This is a genomic window from Geminicoccus sp., from assembly GCF_035556675.1.
Classification (GTDB): Bacteria; Pseudomonadota; Alphaproteobacteria; order Geminicoccales; family Geminicoccaceae; genus Geminicoccus.
In genome coordinates, this window is the sequence record NZ_DATMFZ010000106.1 from 17,504 (window position 1) to 39,441 (window position 21,938).

General features: G+C 68.4%; 18 protein-coding genes. 14 read left to right on the top strand and 4 right to left on the bottom strand.

Going from position 1 to position 21,938, the window contains the following annotated elements; genetic code table 11:
• Nucleotides 1-1,401: 1,401 nt before the first annotated feature.
• The 6 genes from VNS22_RS08465 to VNS22_RS08490 are packed head-to-tail and all read left to right on the top strand — an operon-like array spanning nucleotide 1,402 to nucleotide 8,862.
• Nucleotides 1,402-2,454, top strand: a complete 1,053-nt coding sequence (locus VNS22_RS08465; RefSeq protein WP_325731510.1) for an efflux RND transporter periplasmic adaptor subunit — start codon at nucleotides 1,402-1,404, stop codon at nucleotides 2,452-2,454.
• Nucleotides 2,451-5,531, top strand: a complete 3,081-nt coding sequence (locus VNS22_RS08470; RefSeq protein WP_325731512.1) for an efflux RND transporter permease subunit — start codon at nucleotides 2,451-2,453, stop codon at nucleotides 5,529-5,531. The genes VNS22_RS08465 and VNS22_RS08470 overlap by 4 nt, the downstream gene beginning before the upstream one ends.
• A gap of 11 nt (nucleotides 5,532-5,542) precedes the next feature.
• Nucleotides 5,543-5,971 carry an EF-hand domain-containing protein gene (locus VNS22_RS08475; protein WP_325731514.1) on the top strand — a complete coding sequence of 143 codons (429 nt, stop codon included), beginning with the start codon at nucleotides 5,543-5,545 and terminating at the stop codon, nucleotides 5,969-5,971.
• Entirely contained in the window at nucleotides 5,968-6,378 is a 411-nt protein-coding gene (locus tag VNS22_RS08480) for a glycine zipper domain-containing protein (RefSeq protein WP_325731516.1), read from the top strand. Before VNS22_RS08475 ends, VNS22_RS08480 begins: the two co-directional genes overlap by 4 nt.
• Nucleotides 6,379-6,430: 52 nt before the next feature.
• Nucleotides 6,431-7,927: an alpha/beta hydrolase gene (locus VNS22_RS08485; protein ID WP_325731518.1), complete on the top strand. Its 1,497-nt coding sequence runs from the start codon at nucleotides 6,431-6,433 to the stop codon at nucleotides 7,925-7,927.
• Nucleotides 7,924-8,862 carry an ABC transporter transmembrane domain-containing protein gene (locus VNS22_RS08490; RefSeq protein ID WP_325731520.1) on the top strand — a complete coding sequence of 313 codons (939 nt, stop codon included), beginning with the start codon at nucleotides 7,924-7,926 and terminating at the stop codon, nucleotides 8,860-8,862. The genes VNS22_RS08485 and VNS22_RS08490 overlap by 4 nt, the downstream gene beginning before the upstream one ends.
• Here the strand turns inward: VNS22_RS08490 and VNS22_RS08495 are convergent.
• Both VNS22_RS08495 and VNS22_RS08500 read right to left on the bottom strand, forming a co-directional pair.
• Nucleotides 8,859-10,313 carry a GntP family permease gene (locus VNS22_RS08495; protein WP_325731522.1) on the bottom strand — a complete coding sequence of 485 codons (1,455 nt, stop codon included), beginning with the start codon at nucleotides 10,311-10,313 and terminating at the stop codon, nucleotides 8,859-8,861. The genes VNS22_RS08490 and VNS22_RS08495 overlap by 4 nt on opposite strands.
• A gap of 4 nt (nucleotides 10,314-10,317) precedes the next feature.
• Nucleotides 10,318-11,352, bottom strand: coding sequence for a patatin-like phospholipase family protein (locus VNS22_RS08500; protein WP_325731524.1), 1,035 nt, complete (start codon nucleotides 11,350-11,352; stop codon nucleotides 10,318-10,320).
• 378 nt (nucleotides 11,353-11,730) lie between these two features.
• Between VNS22_RS08500 and VNS22_RS08505 the strand changes: the two genes are divergently transcribed.
• The 3 genes from VNS22_RS08505 (at nucleotide 11,731) to VNS22_RS08515 (ending at nucleotide 15,345) form a co-directional block, all read left to right on the top strand.
• The gene (locus VNS22_RS08505) at nucleotides 11,731-12,246 is read left to right on the top strand and encodes a YqhA family protein (protein WP_325731526.1); all 516 of its coding nucleotides are present in this window, start codon (nucleotides 11,731-11,733) and stop codon (nucleotides 12,244-12,246) included.
• A 369-nt stretch (nucleotides 12,247-12,615) separates the two neighbouring features.
• The gene (gene glsA, locus VNS22_RS08510) at nucleotides 12,616-13,623 is read left to right on the top strand and encodes a glutaminase A (protein WP_325731527.1); all 1,008 of its coding nucleotides are present in this window, start codon (nucleotides 12,616-12,618) and stop codon (nucleotides 13,621-13,623) included.
• 81 nt (nucleotides 13,624-13,704) lie between these two features.
• On the top strand, nucleotides 13,705-15,345 hold the full coding sequence (locus VNS22_RS08515) for an MFS transporter (protein ID WP_325731529.1): 1,641 nt from the start codon (nucleotides 13,705-13,707) through the stop codon (nucleotides 15,343-15,345).
• Nucleotides 15,346-15,450: 105 nt separating this feature from the next.
• Here VNS22_RS08515 and VNS22_RS08520 read toward each other — a convergent pair whose 3' ends face one another.
• Entirely contained in the window at nucleotides 15,451-15,993 is a 543-nt protein-coding gene (locus VNS22_RS08520) for a DUF1003 domain-containing protein (RefSeq protein WP_325731531.1), read from the bottom strand.
• A 365-nt stretch (nucleotides 15,994-16,358) separates the two neighbouring features.
• Between VNS22_RS08520 and VNS22_RS08525 the strand changes: the two genes are divergently transcribed.
• The 5 genes from VNS22_RS08525 to VNS22_RS08545 all read left to right on the top strand — a co-directional run bounded on the left by VNS22_RS08525 (nucleotide 16,359) and on the right by VNS22_RS08545 (nucleotide 21,062).
• A complete protein-coding gene (locus VNS22_RS08525; protein WP_325731533.1) occupies nucleotides 16,359-16,637 on the top strand; it encodes a HigA family addiction module antitoxin in 279 nt (92 codons plus the stop codon).
• Nucleotides 16,638-16,735: 98 nt separating this feature from the next.
• The gene (locus VNS22_RS08530; RefSeq protein ID WP_325731535.1) at nucleotides 16,736-18,253 is read left to right on the top strand and encodes an FGGY-family carbohydrate kinase; all 1,518 of its coding nucleotides are present in this window, start codon (nucleotides 16,736-16,738) and stop codon (nucleotides 18,251-18,253) included.
• A complete protein-coding gene (locus tag VNS22_RS08535; RefSeq protein WP_325731537.1) occupies nucleotides 18,250-19,536 on the top strand; it encodes a sn-glycerol-1-phosphate dehydrogenase in 1,287 nt (428 codons plus the stop codon). Before VNS22_RS08530 ends, VNS22_RS08535 begins: the two co-directional genes overlap by 4 nt.
• Nucleotides 19,533-20,474, top strand: a complete 942-nt coding sequence (locus tag VNS22_RS08540) for a sugar-binding transcriptional regulator (RefSeq protein ID WP_325731539.1) — start codon at nucleotides 19,533-19,535, stop codon at nucleotides 20,472-20,474. Before VNS22_RS08535 ends, VNS22_RS08540 begins: the two co-directional genes overlap by 4 nt.
• On the top strand, nucleotides 20,475-21,062 hold the full coding sequence (locus VNS22_RS08545) for an AAA family ATPase (RefSeq protein ID WP_325731540.1): 588 nt from the start codon (nucleotides 20,475-20,477) through the stop codon (nucleotides 21,060-21,062).
• Here the strand turns inward: VNS22_RS08545 and VNS22_RS08550 are convergent.
• Nucleotides 21,050-21,937 (bottom strand): CoA ester lyase, encoded by an 888-nt coding sequence (locus VNS22_RS08550; protein ID WP_325731542.1) that lies wholly within the window; start codon nucleotides 21,935-21,937, stop codon nucleotides 21,050-21,052. The genes VNS22_RS08545 and VNS22_RS08550 overlap by 13 nt on opposite strands.
• Nucleotide 21,938 lies beyond the last annotated feature (1 nt).

Below are 21,938 nucleotides of genomic sequence, written 5' to 3' on the forward strand. Positions count from 1 at the left end.
GATCAGGACTGCACCGGTCAACAGGCCGCGGAAGCGGCCAGAGCCCATGAGATCGACCGCGAGGTCGTCAAGCTGGCCGAGGTCAAACGCGGTTTCGTCCTGCTGCCGCGGTGCCCTTGGCGGTCTGCCGACCGCCGTCCCTGTGGGAAGCGGATCATCGGCCTGCTGGCCGATGATGGGGGTGGAGAGATCCTGCGCCTGGGCGACCCGCCTTTGGCGTCTGGGGAAGCACGACGAGCGCTACGTCAGCACCTTCGCCGACCTCCACCTCGGCGCGTGCACCTGCATCATGCTCACGCATGACCACCCGACTTAGGGCAGGTCCGTAATAGGCTCTAGCTGCAAGACCGACTTCGTCATGCTCCGCACCACCGCCTCCCGTCCGGGCTCCTTCCAGGCGCGGCCAGCCTCCCGGTCAGCCAGAGGTTTCAACAGAGCAAAACGGGCTCTGAGCACAAGATGTGGCTCTCGATGATATCAACGCCGATTGGGGCGCTTGTCAGCAATCAGGTCCTGGTCATCGATCTCGAAGCCGGTATCGCGCAAGGCGCACAGGACGAGGTACCGGGCGTTGATACATGAACCGTCGAAAGGCGTGGTGTGTCCTGCGAGTGCCGGTCAGGCGACCGCACAGTGATCGGCTGAGCATGGCGGATCGGCTTGTTCACGACCAGGATGCGCAGGGCGAATTCGGTCGATCATGGCCCGAACGTTCGCGCCACAAGGAGGTCATCGTCCCGGCACGTCAACCGGGAGATGATCATCTCGGCAGAGCACGCTGACCTCGGCCGTTGGCCTCTTGCCACGCGATCGGGCCATGGGTGCTGATCTTGGCGACATGGCGCTCACGCTCGCTACCGCCAAGCGCCCTGCCGGTGTCCGATGGAGGAGGAAGCAGGCGGGACGATGATCCTGACTGGTGAGCACGGCGGCCGGTCATCCATGCTGGCAGCCGCAACGTACTGACGAACCGGGTCATGTGGCGTCACTTCGTCCAGTTTCGATTGAACTGGACGATCTTGACGATTGCTGGCCTGATTTTGTCAGTTCCCGATTCATGGACCGTTGGAAGCTGGCAGCAGATCGCGAGGCGAGAACATGCTGCGATCGGCGATGCGGTTCGCCGTCCGACCCGCACCAATACAGCGCCAGTCGTGCCGGCAGAACCACTGCTCGGCCTCATTGAGTGGCAAGAATCATTTGGATCCGATGCTGCACAAGGCCCAGAATATTCGAGCTTCTCATACTTCCCGGTGTGCAATATAGTACCCGCTGGGGATCCGGGGGGCCATCGTCCCCGCCAACGCAGAGGACGCTCGGGCAATGAAGAGCACCTGGGTGGGCGGAAAACCGCGGGCTAATCTTCACGCCAGTCCCTGGCGCTGGATCCGGATACTCGCCATGCTGACCCTTCCAGCGGGGCTCGCTGCCTGCGATGCGGAGCCGGAGGCAGCAGTACCGGAGGTCCGGCCGGTCCGGACGGTCACGGTCGAGAAGCGCGCGGCCGGCATGCCGGTGATCCTGACTGGCCGTATCGAGGCCGAGGACGAGGTAGCGCTGGCCTTTCGCCTTTCGGGACGCATGATCGAGCGGCCGGTGGCCCTGGGTACCAGGGTCGAGCCCGGCGACGTGATCGCCCGGCTGGAGCCACACAACGAGCTCAACGCGCTGCGGGCGGCAGAGGCCAATCTCGCGGCTGCCGAGGGCCAGCTGGTCGAGGCGCGGGCGGAGTTCCGGCGCCAGCAGACCCTGGCCGAACGCGGCTTCGCGGCACAGGCTGTCTATGACCGGGCCCGCCAGGCACTGCAGACCGCGCAGTCGGCGGTGGATTCGGGCCGGGCGCTGCTGAAGAATGCCCAGGATCAGGTGAGCTTCACCGAGCTCGAGGCCGATGCCGAAGGTGTGGTGACCACCATCGGTGCCGAGCCGGGCGAAGTTGTTCAGACCGGGCAGATGATCGTCCGGCTGGCTCGTCAGGGCGGACGCGACGCGGTATTCGACGTGCCAGCCCAAGTGATCCGCTCCGCCCCGGCCGATCCGGTCATCGCCATCACCCTGACCGAGGACCCATCGGTGGTCGCCACCGGGCGGGTCCGCGAGGTCGCACCCCAGGCCGATCCGGTGACCCGCACCTTCGAGGTCCGGGTCGGGCTGGCCGACCCGCCGCCGGACATGCGGCTGGGTGCCACCGTGACCGGGCGGATGGAGGTCGACCAGGGCGAGATCATCGAGCTGCCGGCCTCCGCCCTCACTCAGCACGAGCGCCAGCCCGCGGTCTGGGTGGTCGATCCGGCAGAACAGACCGTGGCCTTGCGCAGCGTCGACGTGCTGCGCTTCTCGCCAGGTGCAGTGGTGGTGGCGGCCGGCATCGATCCCGGCGAGACGGTGGTGACCGCGGGCGTGCAGGCGCTCCATCCCGGGCAGAAGGTCCGCCTGCTCGAGCCCGCGTCGTGAGCGGGTTCAATCTGTCCGGCTGGGCGCTGGGCAACCGCTCCCTGGTCGTCTACCTCATGATCGTGGCCGTGCTCGCGGGCATCGCCGCGTTCATCGGCATCGGCCGCAACGAGGACCCGGCCTTCACCATCAAGACCATGGTGGTGCATGCGGCCTGGCCCGGCGCCACGCTGGAGGACACTGCCCTTCAGGTCACCGAGCGGATCGAGCGCAAGCTGCAGGAGCTGCCGGGCCTGGACACGCTGCGCAGCCAGACCCGACCGGGTCTGGCCACCATCTTCGTCGATCTCGAGGGTTCGGTGACGGCACCGGAGATCCCGGCGATCTGGCAGCAGGTGCGCAACGACATCGGCGACATCCGCCACACCATGCCGGCAGGACTGGTCGGGCCGTTCTTCAACGACCGGTTCGGCGATACATTCGGCATCATCTACGGCTTCACCGCCGACGGCTTCACCCATCGCGAACTGCGCGACCAGGTGGAAGCGGTCCGCTCGGAGCTGCTGCACGTCCCGGACGTCTCGGTGATCGAGATCATCGGCGCACAGGACGAGGTGATCTTTGTCGAGTTCTCGATGGAGCAGCTGGCCAGCTTAGGGGTCGACCGGCAGGCGCTGCTGGCGGCCCTGCAGACCCAGAACGTGGTCCGGCCGGCAGGCGTCATCCAGACCGGCGACGAGCGGATCTCGGTGCGGGTCACCGGCGCCTTCCAGTCCGAGCGCGACATCCTCGACATCACCTTCGTGGCGGGGGGGCGGATGCTCCGGCTGGCCGACATCGCGACGGTCCGGCGCGGCTTTGCCGACCCGCCGCAGCCGATGTTCCGGGTGAACGGCCAGGACGCGATCGGGCTCGGCATCGCGATGCGCGAGGGCGGTGACATCCTGGCGCTGGGCCGCAACGTCAAGCAGGCGATGGCCGGGATCACGCGCGACCTGCCGGTGGGCATCGAGCCGGTCCTGGTGGCGGACCAGCCGGTCACGGTCGACCTGGCGATCGGCGAGTTCACCACTTCGCTCTGGCAGGCGATCCTGATCATCCTGGTGGTGAGCTTCATCAGCTTGGGCGTGCGGCCGGGCCTGGTGGTGGCACTCGCCATCCCGCTCACGCTGGCGATCGTGTTCCCGCTGATGCAGGCGTTCGCCATCGACATGCAGCGCATCTCGCTGGGTGCGCTCATCATCGCCCTGGCGCTCCTGGTCGACGACGCCATGACCACCACCGACGCCATGCTCACCCGGCTGGCCGCCGGCGACGACAAGGTGGCGGCAGCCGAGTTCGCGTTCCGCCACTATGCATTTGCCATGCTGGCCGGCACCTTCGTCACGATCGCCGGCTTCGTGCCGGTGGGCTTCGCCCAAAGCTCGGCCAGCGAATACACTTTCTCGCTGTTCGCCGTGGTGACCATCGCCCTGCTGGCCTCCTGGCTGGTGGCGGTGATCTTCGCGCCGCTGCTGGGCGTGGCGATCCTGACCCGGCCGAAGCAGGCGGTCGCAACCACGCCGCGCGTGGTGCGGTGGTATCGTCGTCTGCTGATCACGGCACTGCGGCTGCGCTGGGTGACGATCGCGATCACGCTTGCTTTGTTCATCGGCTCGATCCTGCTCCTGCCGCTGATCCCCAGGCAGTTCTTCCCCTCGTCCGACCGGCCGGAGCTGGTGGTCGACCTGACCCTGCCGCAGAACGCCTCGATCTACGCCAGCCAGACGATGACCAGCCGGTTCGACGACCTGCTGGAAGACGATCCCGATGTGGTGCGCTGGAGCACCTATGTCGGGCGGGGGGCCATCCGCTTCTACCTGCCCCTCAACGTCCAGCTGCCCAACGACTTCTTCTCCCAGGCAGTGATCGTGGCGGCCGATGTCGAGGCGCGCGAGCGGCTGCAGCAGAAGCTGGAGCAGGCGCTGGCCGAGCGCTTCCCGGAACTGGTCAGCCGGATCTACCCGCTGGAGCTGGGCCCGCCGGTGGGCTGGCCGGTGCAGTACCGGGTGAGCGGCCCGAACCTCGACCGGGTGCGCTCGATCGCCCTGGACCTGGCCCAGCTCGTCGCGGCCAGTCCGCGGGTCGAGACCGTCAATTTCGACTGGATCGAGCCCACCCGGGAAGTGCGCGTCCATATCGACCAGGAGCGCGCCCGGCTGCTCGGGCTCAGCACCGACGCAGTGTCCGGCGTGCTCAACGCGGTGCTCACCGGCACGCCCGTCACCCAGCTGCGCGACGACATTTATCTGGTCAACGTGGTGGCGCGGGCCACGGACGAGCAGCGGGTCTCGCTCTCGACCCTGTCCACCCTGCAGGTCCCGCTGCCGGGCGGCCGGACCGTGCCGCTCAGCCAGTTCGCCAGCTTCGAGTACACCCAGGACTTCCCCCTGATCTGGCGGCGCGACCGCGTGCCGACGCTGACGGTCCAGGCGGATGTGGTCCCGGGCGAACTGCCGGAATCGGTGGCCGACGAGCTGGCGGACGGGGTCGCGGATCTCGGTGCCCAGCTGCCGCAAGGCTACCGGATCGCCGTAGGCGGCACGGTGGAGGAGAGCGCCAAGTCGCAGGCCTCGGTGGTCGCGGTGGTGCCCGCCATGCTGTTCATCATGCTGACCGTGCTGATGGTGCAGCTGCGCAGCTTCCAGCGCCTGTTCATCGTGCTGACCGTGGCGCCGCTGGGGCTGATCGGGGTGGTGCTGGCCCTGCTGGTGTCCGGCCGGCCGCTGGGCTTCGTCGCCATCCTCGGCATCCTGGCGCTGATCGGGATCGTCACCAAGAACGCGGTGATCCTGATCGGCCAGATCGAGAGCGAGCGTCGGCAGGGACGGAGCGCCTTCGACGCGGTGGTCGAGGCCGGCACCGCGCGCTTCCGGCCGATCATGCTGACCGCGATCTCCACCGTGCTCGGCATGATCCCGATCGCACCCACCGTGTTCTGGGGGCCGATGGCCTTCTCGATCATGGGCGGGCTGCTGGTCGGCACCGTCCTGACCCTGATCTTCCTGCCGGCCGTTTATGTCGCCTGGTTCAGCCTGCGCGGCAGCCCGGCCCCAGTCGAGGCACCGGCGGTGCCATCCAGCGCCGCCAGCGGATGAGGAGACGACCGATGATCACGACCAGAGCGCGCCTATGGCCCGTTGCCCTCGTGATGCTGGGGGCCGCCTGGGTACTGCCCGGTGCGGCGGGCGCGCAGGATGCCCCGCCCGCCTATGACTGGGGGCGGCTGGCCTTCGATACCGCCGACACCGACGGCGACGGCCTCATCAACGAGGCGGAGATGACCCGTGATGCCGCGGCCGGGTTCGCGGCACTCGACAAGGACGGCAGCGGCACCCTCTCGCCGATGGAACTGGGCGAGCATGATCCGGCCCTGTTCGCCAAGGTCGATGCGGACGGGGATGGGCTCCTCACCTTCAAGGAGGTGATGACCAACAAGGTCCGGGCATTCGACCAGGGTGATCGGGACGACGATGGCGGCCTGAGCTTCGACGAGATGGTCACGATCGTCGATATCGAGACAGGAGAAGCGCGATGAACCCCGCCAACCCGACGCGCCGGCCCCGTAGCGTCACGATCGTCCTGGCGCTGCTGGCCTCCGGCGCTCTCGTCGGCTGCGAGAATGGCGGCGGCGGGACTGCGTCGCCGGGCGTGGGCACGGTGGGTGGTGCGGTTGCGGGTGCCGGGGTCAGCCGGGCGGTGTTCGGCAACAGCAGCTCGGCCATGCTGATCGGCGGTGCCGTGGGCGGCCTTGCCGGCAACATGACCCTGGACCGCCAGGCCGAGGAGCGCCGCCGCCAGCAGGCGGTCGAGGACCGGCGGACCGCCCAGCAGCTGCAGCTCGACTTCGAGCGCCAGCGGGCCCTGCAGGAGGAGCAGACCCGGCTCGAGATCGAGGAGCAGCGCCTGTTCCGCGAATGGCAGCGCGAGCGGACCGGCAGCTGACACGCGGGCACGACCGGATGCGCCCGGCTGGAGCTGAATGGATGCAGGGCGCATGAGCCGGCTTCGCCGGATCGGTGCACGGACGGGCTGGGCGGCCAAGCGGGTAGCGCTGCTCATGCTGATCGCGCTCGCCACCTTCCTGGCGACCCGCATCTGGGATTCCCAGCGCGGCCTGCCGCTCGAGGTCTGGCACACCTTCGTGCCCGACGAGCTGAGCGTCGAGGAACTCGACCGGGCCGACTGGGCGGCCTACCTCGCCAGGGAGCAGGAGATCTTCGACGAGCTGCGCGTCAAGGTGACCCAGCAGCTCGAGCCGGAAGACCGCGTTCCGGTCAACCGCTACTTCGACCGCAGCCCGATCTATCCCGGCCGCTTCGCCGACGACTGGAACCGCTCGCACCTGCTCGAGCCGGACGGTCCGCCAAGGGGTGCGGCGGTGCTCCTGCACGGGCTGACCGACGCGCCCTACAGCCAGCGTCATATCGGCCAGCTCTACCGGGACCGAGGCTTCGTCGCACTCATCCCGCGCCTGCCGGCGCATGGCACCGTGCCGGGAGCACTCACCGACATCGAATGGGAGAGCTGGGCGGCGGCGACGCGCCTGGCCGTGCGCGAAGCCAGGCGGCGGATCGGGCCCGACCGGCCGCTGCACCTGGTGGGCTTCTCCAATGGCGGGGCGCTCGCCATGAAGTATGCCCTGGACGCTCTGGAGGACCCGGAGCTGAGCCGGCCGGACCGGCTGGTCCTGATCTCGCCGATGATCGGCATCACCGCCTTTGCCCGGTTCGCCGGCGTGGCCGGCTGGCCGGCGATCTTCCCGGCCTTTGCCAAGGCCGCCTGGCTGGCCGTCCTGCCCGAGTTCATCCCGTTCAAGTACAACTCGTTCCCGATCAACGGGGCGCGCCAGTCCTTCCTGCTCACCCGGGCACTGCAGCCCCGGATCGCCCAGCTGGCACGGGAGAACCGCCTCCATGACCTGCCGCCGGTCCTGACCTTCCAGTCGGTGATCGACTTCACCGTCAGCACCCGCGCCATCATCACCGCGCTCTATGCGCAGCTCCCGGAGAACGGCAGCGAGCTCGTGCTGTTCGACCTGAACCGGACCGTGAAGTTCGGCCCGCTCCTGAACACCCGCGTGGATGCAGTCCTGAACCGGGTCCTGCCGTCCGCACCCAGGGCATTCCGCACCACCATCCTGGCCAATGCCGGGCCCGACAGCCTGGACATGGTCGAGCGGGTCACCGAAGCGGGGTCTGTCGAGGAGCGGACCCGGCCGCTGGACCTGCGCTACCGCAAGGACGTGTTCTCGCTGTCCCACGTCGCCCTGCCCTTCCCAGTGGAGGACGGGCTCTATGGGCTGGACCCAGACCCAACTGAGGATTTCGGCATCCATCTGGGTGCCATGGCGACGCGGGGCGAGCGCGGTGCCCTGATCGTCAGCCTGGACTCCCTGCTGCGCATCACGTCCAACCCGTTCTTTCCCTACATGCTGGACCGGATCGCCGAAGAGCTCCCTCCGTCAGTCGAAGCCGCGACACCACCGCGATGAGCGCCATGCGGATGCGCGAGCTGTACCGCGCGATCTGGCGGGTCACCGGCCGCCAGCAGTTCGTCCTGATCACCCTGTCGGTGCTGGTGGCAGCGGTGGCCGCCCTGCCGCTCAGGTTCCAGCAGCTCGCGATCAACAGCCTCGTCTATGGCGGCGAGGTGCGTCAGCTCGCCTGGCTGTGCGCCGGCTTTCTCCTGGCACTGCTGCTCAGCGTCGGGCTGAAGCTGTTGCTGGGCCTGCGCATGGCGAAGGTGGGTGAGCGGGTGGTCCTGCTGATCCGGGAGCGGCTCTACCGCAATGCCGCCCATGATCGGGCATACGAGGCGGGCGACGCGCCCTCACCCGGGACGCTGGTCGCGATGGTCTCGGCCGAGGCCGAGGCGGTCGGCTCGTTCGCGGGTGCGGCGATCGCTTCGCCAGTCGTGCAGATCGGCACGCTGGCGAGCGTGATCGGCTTCATCGTGGGGAGCCAGCCATGGCTGGGTCTGCTGGCACTGGTCGTGGTGGTACCCCAGACGGCGATCGTGGTGATCGTCCAGCACCGGATCAACCTGCAGGTGCGGGCACGGGTCCAGTCCCTGCGCGATGCATCAGGCCGGATCTCCAAAGGCGACCTGACGACCGTGGACGATGCGGTGGTCCAGGACTTTCACGACATCTTCCATATCCGCTGCCGGATCTTCGCCCTCAAGCTGTCGTCCAAGGCCGCGCTCGCGGCGATCAGCGGGCTCGGCAAGGTCGGCATCCTGTTCCTGGGCGGCTGGCTGGTGCTGCGGGGCCAGAGCGATGTCGGCACGGTGGTGGCCAGCCTGACCGGCCTCATCCGCATCGAGGGGCCGTGGCGCGACCTGGTGGGCTTCTTCCGCCAGGCCAGCACGGTGCGGGTCAAGTACGGCATGCTGGCCCAGGCGGTCGCGACCCGGCCGGACCGCTAGAACGAGCCCGCGAGCGAGCCCAGCAGGATCACCGCCACCAGGGCCAGGACCGCGCCCACGATCGCCACCATGAACAGGTCGACATAGCTTTCGCGATGGGTCGAGCCGCAGACCGCGAGCAGGGTCACGACCGCCCCGTTGTGCGGCAAGCTGTCGAGCGTGCCGGCACCGATCACCGCGACCCGGTGCAGCAATGCCGGATCGATGCCGGCCTGCCTGGCGATCTCGAGATAGGTGGCGCCCAGCGCGTCGAGCGCGATGGTGAGGCCGCCGGACGCGGAGCCGGTCAGCGCTGCCAGGATATTGGTGGCGGCGGCCAGCGAGACCAATGGCCCCCCGCCGATCGCCAGTACCCATTCGCGCACCAGGGCGAATGCCGGCATCGCCGCCACGACCGCGCCGAATCCCACCAGGCTCGCCACGCTCAGGATCGGCAGGACGGAGGCGTTGGCACCGGCGTCCATGCTGACCCTGAGGGTGGCGAGCCGGCGGCCGCTCACCAGCAGCAGGACGAGGATCCCGGCCGCGAGGCCGGTCGCCACGGACCAGACGCCGGCCACCACCTCCAGCGAGACGGCGCCGAACCGCTCCTCGGCCAGGTAGCCGGTGTCCAGGCGCGGCAGCACCAGCATCACCATCAGGAAGTTGACGACCACTACGACGGCCAGCGGCAGCACCGCGAACAGGACCGGTGGGCCGTCGGGCGCGCGACGGCCGCGGTCGATCTCGGCCGGATCGAACTCGCGTGCGCTGGTGGCCCGCTCGCGCACCAGCTCATCCGCGGCAGCGTCTTCCGGACGCGCGTCAGGCAAGGTGCCATAGCCCTGGCCGGTCTTCCGGGCAGCGTCTTCCCTGCGGCCGAGCCACCACAGGCCGAAGCCCAGCATGATCACCGAGGCGAGGATGCCCAGGCCGGGTGCCGCGAACGGGGTGGTGCCGAAGAACGGCATCGGGATCGCGTTCTGGATGGCGGGCGTGCCCGGCAACGCCGACATGGTGAAGGTCGAGGTGCCGAGCGCGATGGCGGCGGGCATCAGCCGGCGCGGGATGTCGGCCTGACGGAACAGCGCCTGGGCCATCGGTACCAGGACGAAGATCGCCACGAACAGGCTGACCCCGCCATAGGTGACCAAGGCACCGGCCAGCACCACCGCCAGGATCGCGCGGCGAGCACCCAGCCGCTCGGTCATGAACGACGCGATGGTGGCGACGGAGCCGGAATCCTCCATCAGCTTGCCGAACAGGGCGCCCAGCAGGAACAGCGGGAAGAATTGGGCGACGAACCGGGCGGCACTGCCCATGAAGGTCTGGGTCCAGTGCGCCAGCAGCGGCTCGCCGGAGAAAGCAGCGGCGACCAGTGCCGCCATGGGCGCCAGCAGAAGGACGCTCCAGCCCCGGAACGCCAGCCACACCAGGAGGGCCAGGCCCAGGAGGATGCCGGCCAGCCCCATCGGCTCACACGCCTTCGAGCAGTTGGTCGAGATCGAAGGTGGAGCGCTGGCCCAGTGAGTCGCCATGCTGGGCGAGGAATGCCCCGGCTGCCCGTCGGCCCTCGTCGCGCAGCATGGCCAGGAAGGCCCACTCCGCGTTGAGCTTGGACGAGTAGCCCAACTCCAGCAGCTTGGTGCTGCTCACCCGGTGGATCCGCATGTTCGCCCACGCCGCCGCCTCGTCGTGGCAACTCGACGCCATGCGGCGCAGCAGGGCGATCATCCGTAGCTCCTTGAGCAGGACGGCGTTGAACGACACCTCGTTCAGCCGGTTCAGGATGTCGCGCGCCGACCTGGGCGTGCCCGGCCGTTCCACGGGGTTGATCTGCACCAGGATCGTGTCCCGCGACGAGCATTCACGGACCAGCGGCGTGATGGTCGGATTGCCGGAATAGCCGCCATCCCAGTAAGGCTCGCCATCGATCTCCACTGCCTGGAACAAGGTGGGCAGACAGGCCGAGGCCAGCAGCACTTCGGGCCGCACCTCGTTATTGCGAAATACCCGCCCGCGCCCGGTGCGCACGCTGGTCGCGGTGACGAACAGCCGGATCGGCGCATCCGCCAGCCGATCGAAATCGATTTGCTCGGCCAGGATCGCCTCCAGCGGGTTGCTGCCGCCCGGGTTGAGGTCGTAGGGCGAGAACAGGCGCGAGGTCAGGTCCAGGGCCACGAACATCGGCGAGTTGTCGAGCGTCCAGCGGCCGAGCAGCACATCGAGCGGACCGCGCTGGAACGGGCTGGCGAGCGCGGCATGTGACACGCTGCGCCAGAACCGCTCCAGCGCCGCCCTGGCGCCTGTGGCCCCGCCGGCGGCATAACCGGCGACCAGGATCGCCGCGTTCATGGCGCCCGCGGAGGTGCCGGTGATGCCGTCGATCGTGAGCCAGGGCTCTTCCAGCAGACGGTCGAGCACGCCCCAGGTGAACGCCCCGTGCGATCCGCCACCCTGCAGGGCGAGGTCGATCAGTAGGCGGCTGCCGGTGGCTGATGCAGTCGGCATGGAACCTCGCCAACGCGAATGAACGGCCCACCTGGGGGCCACGACCCGCCGCATGGCCCGGCTCCAGTTCCGGCCAAGGGCCCGGCGACCAACCCGCCAAGACGTGCACCCGAGCGGAATGCGCCGTCGCTCAGTCGACCAGGGAGCCAACTGTCACGACGGCATCTTCTCATGTCAGCAATCATGCGCTCAAGACAACGATGACATGATCGCGAATACTCTGGCGCTGACTGTTTGACAAGACAAGCCTGCAATAATATGCTCGCCGGGCGACTTCAGAGCTGCGGCAGTCGATGCGTCTAATAGCCTGCCATTGCCGGCCGCACTACGTCCCGCCAAGCCATGCGCCCTGCAGATTGGGCGGGAACCCTGTGCCCCATGGCAACTGAGGCCGATCCGCCGCGTCCTGCCACCCTTCATCCCGGGGTGCGGCTGTTTCTGTGGGTCTCGAAGCTGATCACGCTGATCGGGATCATCTCCCTCATGGTGGCGGCATGCACTCTGCTGACGTTCGGTGCGATCGAGACCGGCCGCTATGTCGCCCTGCTCGTGTGGCCAGGCGACACGCAACTGACCAATCGCCAGATGTTTCTCGCCAGCATCAAGCTGGTCGACCTCGTGCTGCTGGCGACTGTGCTCCAGGTGGTGGCGTTCGGGCTCTACTCGCTGTTCATCGATCGCGGGATCCCGGCACCGATGTGGCTGCGCACCAGCGACTTCGACGGACTGAAGAGCAAGCTCGCCGGGATCGTGGCGGTCATGCTCGGGGTGCTGTTTCTGGAGCAGGTGATCAACGTGCCACCCGGACTGCGCCTCTTGGCCTCCGGCATCGCAACCGCCGCAGTGATCTTCGCCTTGAGCCATTTCATCCAGGTGCAGCCGTCCAAGGACTGAGGCGGCCTGTTCCGTCGTCAACGCAGTTGCCGGTCGCCAAGGGCCGAGCCTCGCTCCGCACCTGATTTCGCGGTGAATCGGCAGCCCGTATTGATGTACAGTAGGGTAAAGTAGTGTATATAGGCTGAATGGAGCCTCCGGTCTGACCAGAAACCGGGAGAGGTGTTCCATTCGTGTCGCGGCCGCTCTGGTGAGCAGGCCGGTTAAATCGTGCGTGCTATTTCTTCCGGTTCCTTGGGGTTCTCGACCTGACTGCATCCTGATCGAACGCTTCGGCCTCGATCCATCCGGCAGAGCTGCATCACGACCCCGTGCAGCCCTTGGCGAACGCAAGACGAGCATCAGCGCCAACCGGTTCGGAGCTGACCCATGTCCACGCCTCGGTCCCTCTACGATGCGGCCACCGGCCCGACCTATGTGTCGACCGGCCACCTGCCGCAGTCGGAGATGGTGCAGCAGCTGGTTGTCGAGGCCTATGAGCGCTACCGGGAGAATCAAGAGGGGCACGTCTCCCAGGTCTACCCGGCGCTCGCAGAAGTCGCAGGTGACCTGTTCGGCATCTGCGTGGTCGGCACCAGCGGCAACGTTTATGAGATCGGCGACACGGCGCATGAATTCTCGATCATGAGCGTGTCCAAGCCCTTCGTCTTTGCGCTCGTGTGCCGGGCGCTGGGGCCTGACGAGTGCCGCGAGAAGCTCGGCGCGAACAGTACCGGGCTGCCGTTCAATTCCCTGGCCGCGGTCGAGTGGAGCGCCGACGGGCGGACGAATCCGATGGTGAATGCCGGCGCCATCGCGGCGACCAGCCTGGTTCCCGGTGCCACCGCCGACGACAAGTGGCAGAACATCTATGCGGGATTATGCGGCTTTGCCGGACGGAAGCTGTCGCTGAACGAGGAGGTCTATGCCTCCGCTTCGGCGACCAACTTCCGCAACCGGAGCATCGCCCGCCTGCTGGAGAGCCTCGGCCGGATCTACTGGGACTGCGACTCGACGGTCGACCTGTACACCCGGCAGTGCTCCTTGAACGTGAGCGCCCATGATCTGGCGGTGATGGGATCGACCCTGGCCGATGGGGGCGTGAATCCGGTCACCCGGGAACGGGTCGTGGACGCGGCCACCTGCCACTACGCGCTGGCGGTGATGGCGACGGCCGGCCTCTACGAGAGCTCGGGCGACTGGCTCTACGACATCGGTCTCCCGGGCAAGAGCGGCATCGGCGGCGGCATCGTCACCGTCTCGCCGGGCAAGGGCGGGCTCGGCACGTTCGCCCCGCCGCTCGACAGCATGGGCAACAGCGTCAAGGGCCAGCTGGTCACCAGGTTCCTGTCCCAGCGGCTGGGCATGGACCTGTTCGTCTCGAAGCCCGAGGTCTGAGCCACTTCGCAGGCCCCGTCCGTGCGGCCTGCCGTCTCGATCGGCACAAAGGAACGACCGTAGCGGGGAAGGACCAAGGTGATGCGCAGCGCAGCGATACCGGCGGCCGGAGCGGAGGACGAGGCGCAGTCGACCTGGCTGCCGATGATCGTCATCGCCCTGGGCCAGGTGCTGATGTCGTTCAATGTCGCCTCCCTGCCCGTCGCCATCGGCGGGATGGTCGACAGCTTCGACGTGCCGCCGACCACGGTCGCCACCGGTATCGTCATGTACTCGCTCTCCGTGGCGGGCCTGGTCATGCTGGGCGCCAAGCTCTGCCAGCGGTTCGGTGCGCAGCCCGTGTTCCGGGGGGTGGTGCTGATCTTCGGGCTGGCCATGGTGCTGATGACGTTCAGCCCGGATGCGACGGTCATGATCGCAGCGCAGGGCCTGGCCGGGATGGCCGGTGCAGCACTGGTCCCCTCCCTGGTGGCGCTGATCGCCAACAACTACCGGGGGCGGCAACAGGCCACTGCCCTGGGCGCGCTGGGCTCGGCCCGTGCCGGGGCCGGCGTGGCGGCCTTCCTCATCGGCGGCGTCCTGGGTACGTTCATCGGCTGGCGCCCGGCCTTCGGCATCCTGATCGCCCTCTCGGCGATCGTCTTCGTGCTGAGCTTCCGGCTCAGGCGGGACGAGGGCCGGCCCGACGTGCAGATCGACCTGGTGGGCGTCGTCCTGGCGGCGGCCGCCATCATCCTCATCAGCTTCGGCTTCAACAACCTGAACCGGTGGGGGCTGGGCCTGGCCCGCTCGGGCGCGCCGTTCGACCTTCTGGGGCTGTCGCCGGCACCAGTCATGATCGTGCTCGGCATCGTGCTGGGCCAGGCGTTCCTGATGTGGACGCACCGGCGGCAGGCGGCCGGCAAGACACCGCTGCTGGCGCTGGAAGTGATCGATTCGCCCAAGGAGCGGGCGGCCGTCTATGCAATGTTCATCATCGTCGCCCTGGAGGCGGCACTCAACTTCACGGTGCCGCTCTATATCCAGATCGTCCAGGGGCGCACGCCGCTGGACACGGCGATCGCCATGATGCCGTTCAACCTGTCCGTCTTCTTCGCAGCCCTGCTGATCGTCCGCCTGTATGACAGGATGGCGCCCCGCCAGATCGGACGGCTCGCCTTTGCGCTGTCCGCCGTGGCGCTGGTCTGGCTGGCGGTGGTCGTCCGCAACGACTGGAGCACCTTCCCGGTGCTGGTCGGCCTCGTGCTGTTCGGCATCGGCCAGGGCTCGCTCGTGACCCTGGTGTTCAACGTCCTGGTCACCGCCTCGCCCAAGGAACTGGCCGGCGACGTGGGCTCGCTGCGCGGTACCACCAACAATCTGGCGGCCGCCGTCGGCACCGCGGTCGCGGGCGCGCTGGTGGTGGGCCTGCTGAGCGCCGGCGTGATGCGCAGCCTCGTCGACAACCCGGTCATTCCGGCGGAGCTGAAGGAAGAGGTCGATCTCGACAATGTCAACTTCGTGAGCAACGACCGGCTGCTGGAGGTCATGGGGCAGACCAGCGCCACGCCGGACCAGGTCGAGGAGGCCATGCGCATCAACATCGAAGCCCGGCTGCGCGCGCTCAAGATCGGCCTGCTGATCATGGCGGGCTTTGCCCTGCTGGCCCTGATCCCGGCAGGACAGCTGCCCGACTACCGGCCGGGCGAGATCCCCCCTCAGCCGAAGCCGGAGGGCAGCTGACACCCTCAAGGAGGAAGAGCAGCCCGGCACCCCGGATCGGCCGATGCAGCATCGATCGGGTGCTGGCGGATCAGCGAGTGCCGGATGCCGGCTCAGCAGCCTACGTCAGTCGACTTCCTTGCTTTCCTTGAGCTCGTCCAGCACCGCTTCCGGAGCAACATCCCGTTTGACCTCTTCAATCGCGGAAGCGTCGTTGACCTTGACATTCAAGTGGGCAGCAATTGCCGTCACGACGTCCGAAAGCTTGGTCAACTCGTGCTCGGTCAGCAGATTGATGTGAAGATCGAGATCGGCGCGTTTATCAGCCGCAGCGGACGTACGATTCTGGCTGATCAGCACGAAGGTGGACAAAAAGATCGCTTCGACCGATGCCACCATCGCCAAGATGACGAACGACGGATCAAACCTCGGCACTCCCGGTATGATCCCCAGATTGATCACGATCCATGAGCCGTAGAGTGCCAGATGCAGGTACACGAAGCGCATGCTGCCGGTGAATGACGTGATCGCCTGGGCTAGCCGTTCTTCGCGTGTTGCCGAGGCTGCTTCCTGCCGGCGCCGCTCGGTGATGGCGTCGATGTTGCGTTTGAGCGCGCTGTTCAGATTGGGCGGCGGCGGCGGAGGGACAGTCGGTGTCGTGTTGGGCATAGCGACCTGAGCTCGATCTTGGCTTCACCGTTCAAATCCTGCTGCACGCTCAGGGTTGCATGGACCAGCGCCACGCGAAGCCGGCTGCGCGTGCTCAAGATCGGCCTGCTGATCTTGGTCAGCTTCACCCTGCTGGCCCTGTTCCCGACAGGGCAGGTGCACGGCTGCCGCCGGGTGATACCCCGCAGCCAAGGCCGGAGGGTAGCTGAACCCGTTCGAGTTGCCTGACACGCGGCGGCGGGGCACTCCCCGACCGGGACGGGATCGGGCAGGATTGCGCCTGATCCGGCCCGCCGGTGCGCAGCCGATGCGTCCGTCAGCCGTTCGATCATCATAGGGACCTGGGACCATCGCTGCGAGCCGCAATGAAACCGACGCATCCGGGCGCGTTCATCCGCAACGAGATCCTGACCGATCTGGAACTGTCCATCGAACGGGCAGCTGACATCCTGGGTGTCGGCAGCGACAGCCTGGCGGACCTGCTCCACGAGCGGACCAGCCTGTCGCCGGAGATGGCGCTGCGGGTGGAAAAGGCATTCGGCCTCAGCCTGGAGACCTTGCTGCGTCTTCAAGCGCGCTTCGACGCCTGGGCGATCCGGCAGCGCGCGGACGAGATCGAGGTGAAACGTTACCAGCCACGGTGATGGCCTGCGGTGCGGCTTTGACAGGATCGAGGATCTCCGGCTAGCCTTGTACAAAGTTATCTAGCAAAGAACATAAGTTCAGGGAGTGTCACCGGCTGATGGACACGGTCATCGGCGTCGACAGCAGCACCACCGCGACCAAGGCGATCGCCTTCGACCGGGCCGGCACGCCCCTGGCAGAAGGTCGGGCGGCGATCCCGATGAGCCAGCCGGGCGCGGGCGCGTTCGAGCAGGAGCCGGGCGCCTGGTGGACAGCCCTGGTGGACGCGCTCTCCGATCTCGCCGGCAAAATCGATCTCGCCACGGTCCGGGCGCTCACCATCGCCAACCAGCGCGAGACGGTAGGATTTCTCGACGCGGCCGGCGAATCGGTCCGGCCGGCACTGGTCTGGCTGGACGAGCGCGGGCGACCGGACATCGAGATCATGGCGGACGCTCTCGGTGCGGACCGGCTGCACCGGATCAGTGGCAAGGCGCCGGACCTCACGCCCGCGGTCTACAAGCTCAACTGGCTGCGCCGCGCCGAGCCCGCCGCGTTCGCCAGGGTCGCGCACGTGGTCGATGTCCACGGCTACCTCGTCCGGCGCCTGACCGGCAACGGCCGGACCAGCTGGGCCAGCGCCGACCCGCACGGCTTCTACGACCTGGAGCACAAGCGGCTCTCGCCGGAGATCCTGGGCTGGCTCGGCCTGACCGAAGGCCACTTCCTGCAGCCCGAGCGCCCCGGCACCGTGCTCGGCACTGTCACCGAAGAGGCAGCGACCGCGGCCGGCCTGCCGGCAGGCATCCCGGTCGCGGCCGGCGGGGGTGACGGCCAGTGCGCCGGACTCGGCTGCTCGATCCTCGAGCCGGGTGCGGCCTATCTCAACCTCGGCACTGCCACCGTGCTCGGCGTGTACAGCCAGGACTACGTGGTCGATCGCGCGTTCCGCACCGTGTCGAGCCTGACCGGCGCCGGCTATCTGTGCGAATACGTGCTGCGCACCGGCGCGTTCCTCACCGACTGGCTGATGGCCAGCCTGCTCCGCCAGGGCACCGACCCCGCCTCGTTCGCGCGCATGGAACAGGAGGCCGCCTCCGTGCCGGCGGGATCCTGCGGGCTGCTGCTCCTGCCCTATTGGAGCGGCGTGATGCAGCCGCACTGGGACCCGGACGCGCGCGGTGCCCTGGTCGGCCTGAGCGCCGAGCACCGGCAGGGGCATGTGTACCGGGCGCTGATCGAGGGCATAGCACTGGACCTGGCCTCCGGCTGCCAGGCGATCGAGGCGGCGGGCGGCATCCCGATCGACCGGTTCGTCGCGATCGGCGGCGGCGCGCGCAGTGAGCTCTGGCGCCAGATCGTGGCAGACGCCACCGGCAAGGAAGTGCAGGTATCCGACACGGTGGAAGCCTCCTGCCTGGGAGCGGCGATGGTCGCGGCGACCGCAGCCGGCTGGTACCCTGACGTCGCCGACGCGTCCCGCGCCATGGCCGGCCGCCTGCGCGAGCGCCGGCTTCCCGACCCGGCCACCCATGCTCGCTACCGGAAGCTGCGCGAGCTCCATGCCGGCCTCTACCCGGCCCTGCAGCGGACCTATGCCGGTCTCGCCGCCTTTCGCGAGGAATCCAGAACGTGAGCGATGTCGTCCGGGACGTGGTCGAGGGCCGGTTCTTCGCGCCCGAGCTCGGCCAGAACCTGCCCTCCCCGATCCAGCTCCTGGAGATCGCGCCGTCGCTGGCCGGCCGTGAGCGGGCACTGGTCGAGCGCGTCGGGCTGTCCGGCCGGCTTGCCGTGGTGGCCGACCAGAACACCATGCCGGTGATGGGCCGGCGGGTCCACGAGGCCCTGGAGCGCGCCGAGCTCGTGGTGCTGGACCATCCTAAGGCGGACGAGGCGACCGCGGCACAGCTCCAGGACCGCGTGGCCGGCTGCGACCACCTGATCGCGGTGGGCTCGGGCACGATCAACGACCTGTGCAAGTATGTCTCGCACCGCACTGGCCGGGCCTGCGCGGTGTTCGGCACCGCGGCGTCCATGGACGGCTATGTGACCACGACCGTGTCGATCACCCGTGGCGGCTACAAGCTGACCCTGCCGGCCCAGGCGCCCCGGGGCGTGTTCTTCGACCTGGAGGTGATGGCCGCAGCGCCCGAGTTCGCGACACTAGCCGGCTTCGGCGACACGATCTGCCGCAGCGTCTGCCAGGTCGACTGGCTGCTTTCCCACCTCCTGCTCGACACGGTCTATGCCGAGACGCCCTATGCGATGATGGCTGCCGACGAGCAGCCGCTCTACGAGCTGGCCGGGCGGCTGAAGCAGGGCGACCAGGCGGCCGTGCTGCAGCTGGTCCGACTCTCCGTCCTGTCCGGCTGCGGCGTGCTGGTCACCGGGACCAGCCATTGCGGCTCGATGGGCGAGCACCAGATCAGCCACTATATCGACATGCTGCTGCGCCCCCACCCGGGCACGCTGCATGGCCAGCAGGTCGGCATCGCCACCTGGACGATGGCACGGCTGCAGGCGCGCTACCTGGCAAGCGACACGCCGCCCGTCCTGGCACCGCTCACCTTCACTGACGCCGAGCTGGCCCGGCGCTATGGCGAGCTGGCCGGCGGGGTGAAGGAGGCGATCGGGCGCAAGCCCTTCGATCCGGCGGCAACTGCCAGGATGAACCGGCGCCTCCAGGCCCGCTGGCCGGAGATCCGGCAGAAGCTCCTGGCGGTCATGCTGCCACTGGAACGGATGGAGGACGCGATCGCGCGTGCCGGCATGCCGAGGACGGCCGCCGAGATCGGGATCGATCCCGCCTTCTACCGCCAGGCGGTCCGCCACGCGCTGGAGATCCGCGACCGCTACGGCTTTCTCGATCTCGCCGCGCAGGCCGGCGGGCTCGACGGGTTCGCCGCCGAAGAGACATGATCGACCAGGACGAGCAGCGGCGCACCCGGATCGCCTGGCTCTATTATGTCGAGGGCCGCACCCAGGCCGAGATCGCAGCGTTGCTCGGCATCAACCGGGTGAAGGTGCTGCGCGACCTGGCAGCCGCGCGCGAGTCCGGGCTGGTGCAAATCCGCATCCATGGTCGCCTCGCCGGCTGCGTGGCCCTGGAGCGGGAGCTGTGCCGCCGCTTCGGCCTGCGCGACGCGGTGGTCCTGCCCACGCCAGGGGACCCGGCGAGCCTGCCCGTGGTGCTCGGCACCGCGGCCGGCCATTATCTTTCCGACCGCCTGGGCCCCGGCATGACCGTGGGCATCGGCTGGGGCCGCACCCTGCGCTGGAGTGCCCACTCGATCCAGCGCCGGAGCATCCAGGATCTCACCATCGTCTCCCTGATGGGCGGCCTCGGCCGGGCCTCGGAGTTCAACACCTACGAAACCGCGGCGCGCCTCGCCGAGGCCCTGGATGCCACCTGCCTGTACATGGCGGCCCCCACCTACGCCTCCACCCCGGCCCTGCGCGACCTGCTGCACGAACAGGACTCGCTGGCGGAGGTTCGCACCCGCGCGATGCAGGCGCAGCTGATCCTGTTCAGCGTCGGCACGCTCGGCCCCGACGCACCGACCCTGACCCGCGGCCTCCTGACCGACGCGGAACAGGCTTCGCTCCAGACGGCCGGCGCGGTCGGCGACCTGCTCGGCCATTTCCTAGGAGTCGACGGCCGGCTGCTCGACCACCCGGTCAATCGCCGGGTGGTTGGTGTGGCGCCGGACGAGTTGGCGGCGGTGCCGACCCGTATCCTGGCCTCGGGCGGCCCGGAGAAGGGCAAGGCCATGCGCGCGGTGCTGGCCGCCGGCTATGCCAACCTGCTGATCACCGACCAGCAGGCGGCGGAGTCATTGTGTATCGAGCCTTGCTAGATGGCCTGCCTGTATCATGCCGCGTGCGGAGGGAGTGGATTGCCTAAGAGTGGCGGCCAAGTTCTCGTCCTCACCGGCCCACCGGGCGTGGGAAAGACTACGACGGCCCGTGCGCTCGCCGCACATGCGGACAGGCCGGCCGTGCATCTGCATGCCGACGACTTCTGGCACTTCATCAAGTGCGGTGCGATCCCTCCTTATCTTCCCGCTGCCGACGAGCAGAACCAGACCGTGATGCAGGCCCTGGCGCAGGCGACAGCGGCCTATGCCCGAGGCGGGTTCTTCGTCGTGGTGGATGGCATCGTGGGACCGTGGTTCCTCCAGCCGTTCCGCGCCATCGCAGCGCCGCTGCACTACGTGGTCCTGCGCGTGCCCCTGCCGACCGCGCTGGAACGCTGTCGCCGCCGTGGCGGCGACACGCTCACGGCATCCGGTCCGATCTCATCCCTGCACGAGCAGTTCGCCACGCTGGGTGCGTTGGAGCACCACGCGATCGACCTGGACGGACACCGGCCCGAGCAGGCCCAGGCCGCCGTCCGGGAAGCCCTGACCAGCGGCAGGTTCCGCCTGCCGCCTCAGCTCCCGTAGCGCCCTGCGCGGTCCATGATCGCCTTGGCGCGCTCCAGGATCGGGTAGTCGATCAGCTTGTTGTCGACCGTGAACGCGCCATGACCCTGCTCCTCGGCCTGGCGCATCCCGTCCAGCACGCGCCGTGCCCAGTCCACCTCCTGTGGCTCGGGCGCGAACACGCCCTGGATGATGCCGACCTGGTCCGGATGGATCGCCAGCTTGCCCTGGTAGCCCATGGCCTTGACCCGCCGGGCATTGGCCAGGAGGCCGTCGCTGTCGCGGATGTCGGCGAACACGCTGTCGATCGGGCTGGGCAGGCCGCCGGCGCGCGAGGCGATCACCACGGCGGCACGCGCATGCTGGCACTCCGCCTCGCCGCTGGTCCATTCGACGCCGAGATCGCCCGTGAAGTCGCCGGCACCGAAGGCCAGGCAGAACGGCCGGGCGATCCGCGCCTGCACGATGTCGCCGAGGTTCAGGATGCCCTTGGCGGTCTCGACGATGCCGATCAGTTCCAGCGTGCTGCACGGCACGCCGCGAGCCCGCTCCCAGGCGCGCAACAGCGCATCCAGCTCCAGCACGTCGGCGGCCGCCTCGATCTTGGGCAGGACGATGCCGCGCAGGCCGGGATGCACCACGCCCGCCAGATCCTCCTCGCCGCAGGCGACGGTGAAGGCGGTCGAGGCACGCACCGGGTTGATCCGCACGAACGCCCGGCCCGGGTACGCGCCGACGAACCCGGCCGCCTTCTCGCGGGCCAGCGGCTTCTCGGCCGGCGGCACCGCGTCCTCCAGGTCGAGGATCAGGGCGTCGACGGCGAAGCCAGTGGCCTTCTCGCGGAAGCGGTCGCGATGGGCGGGCACGAACAGGAGCGCGCGCGGCGGCACGTACATG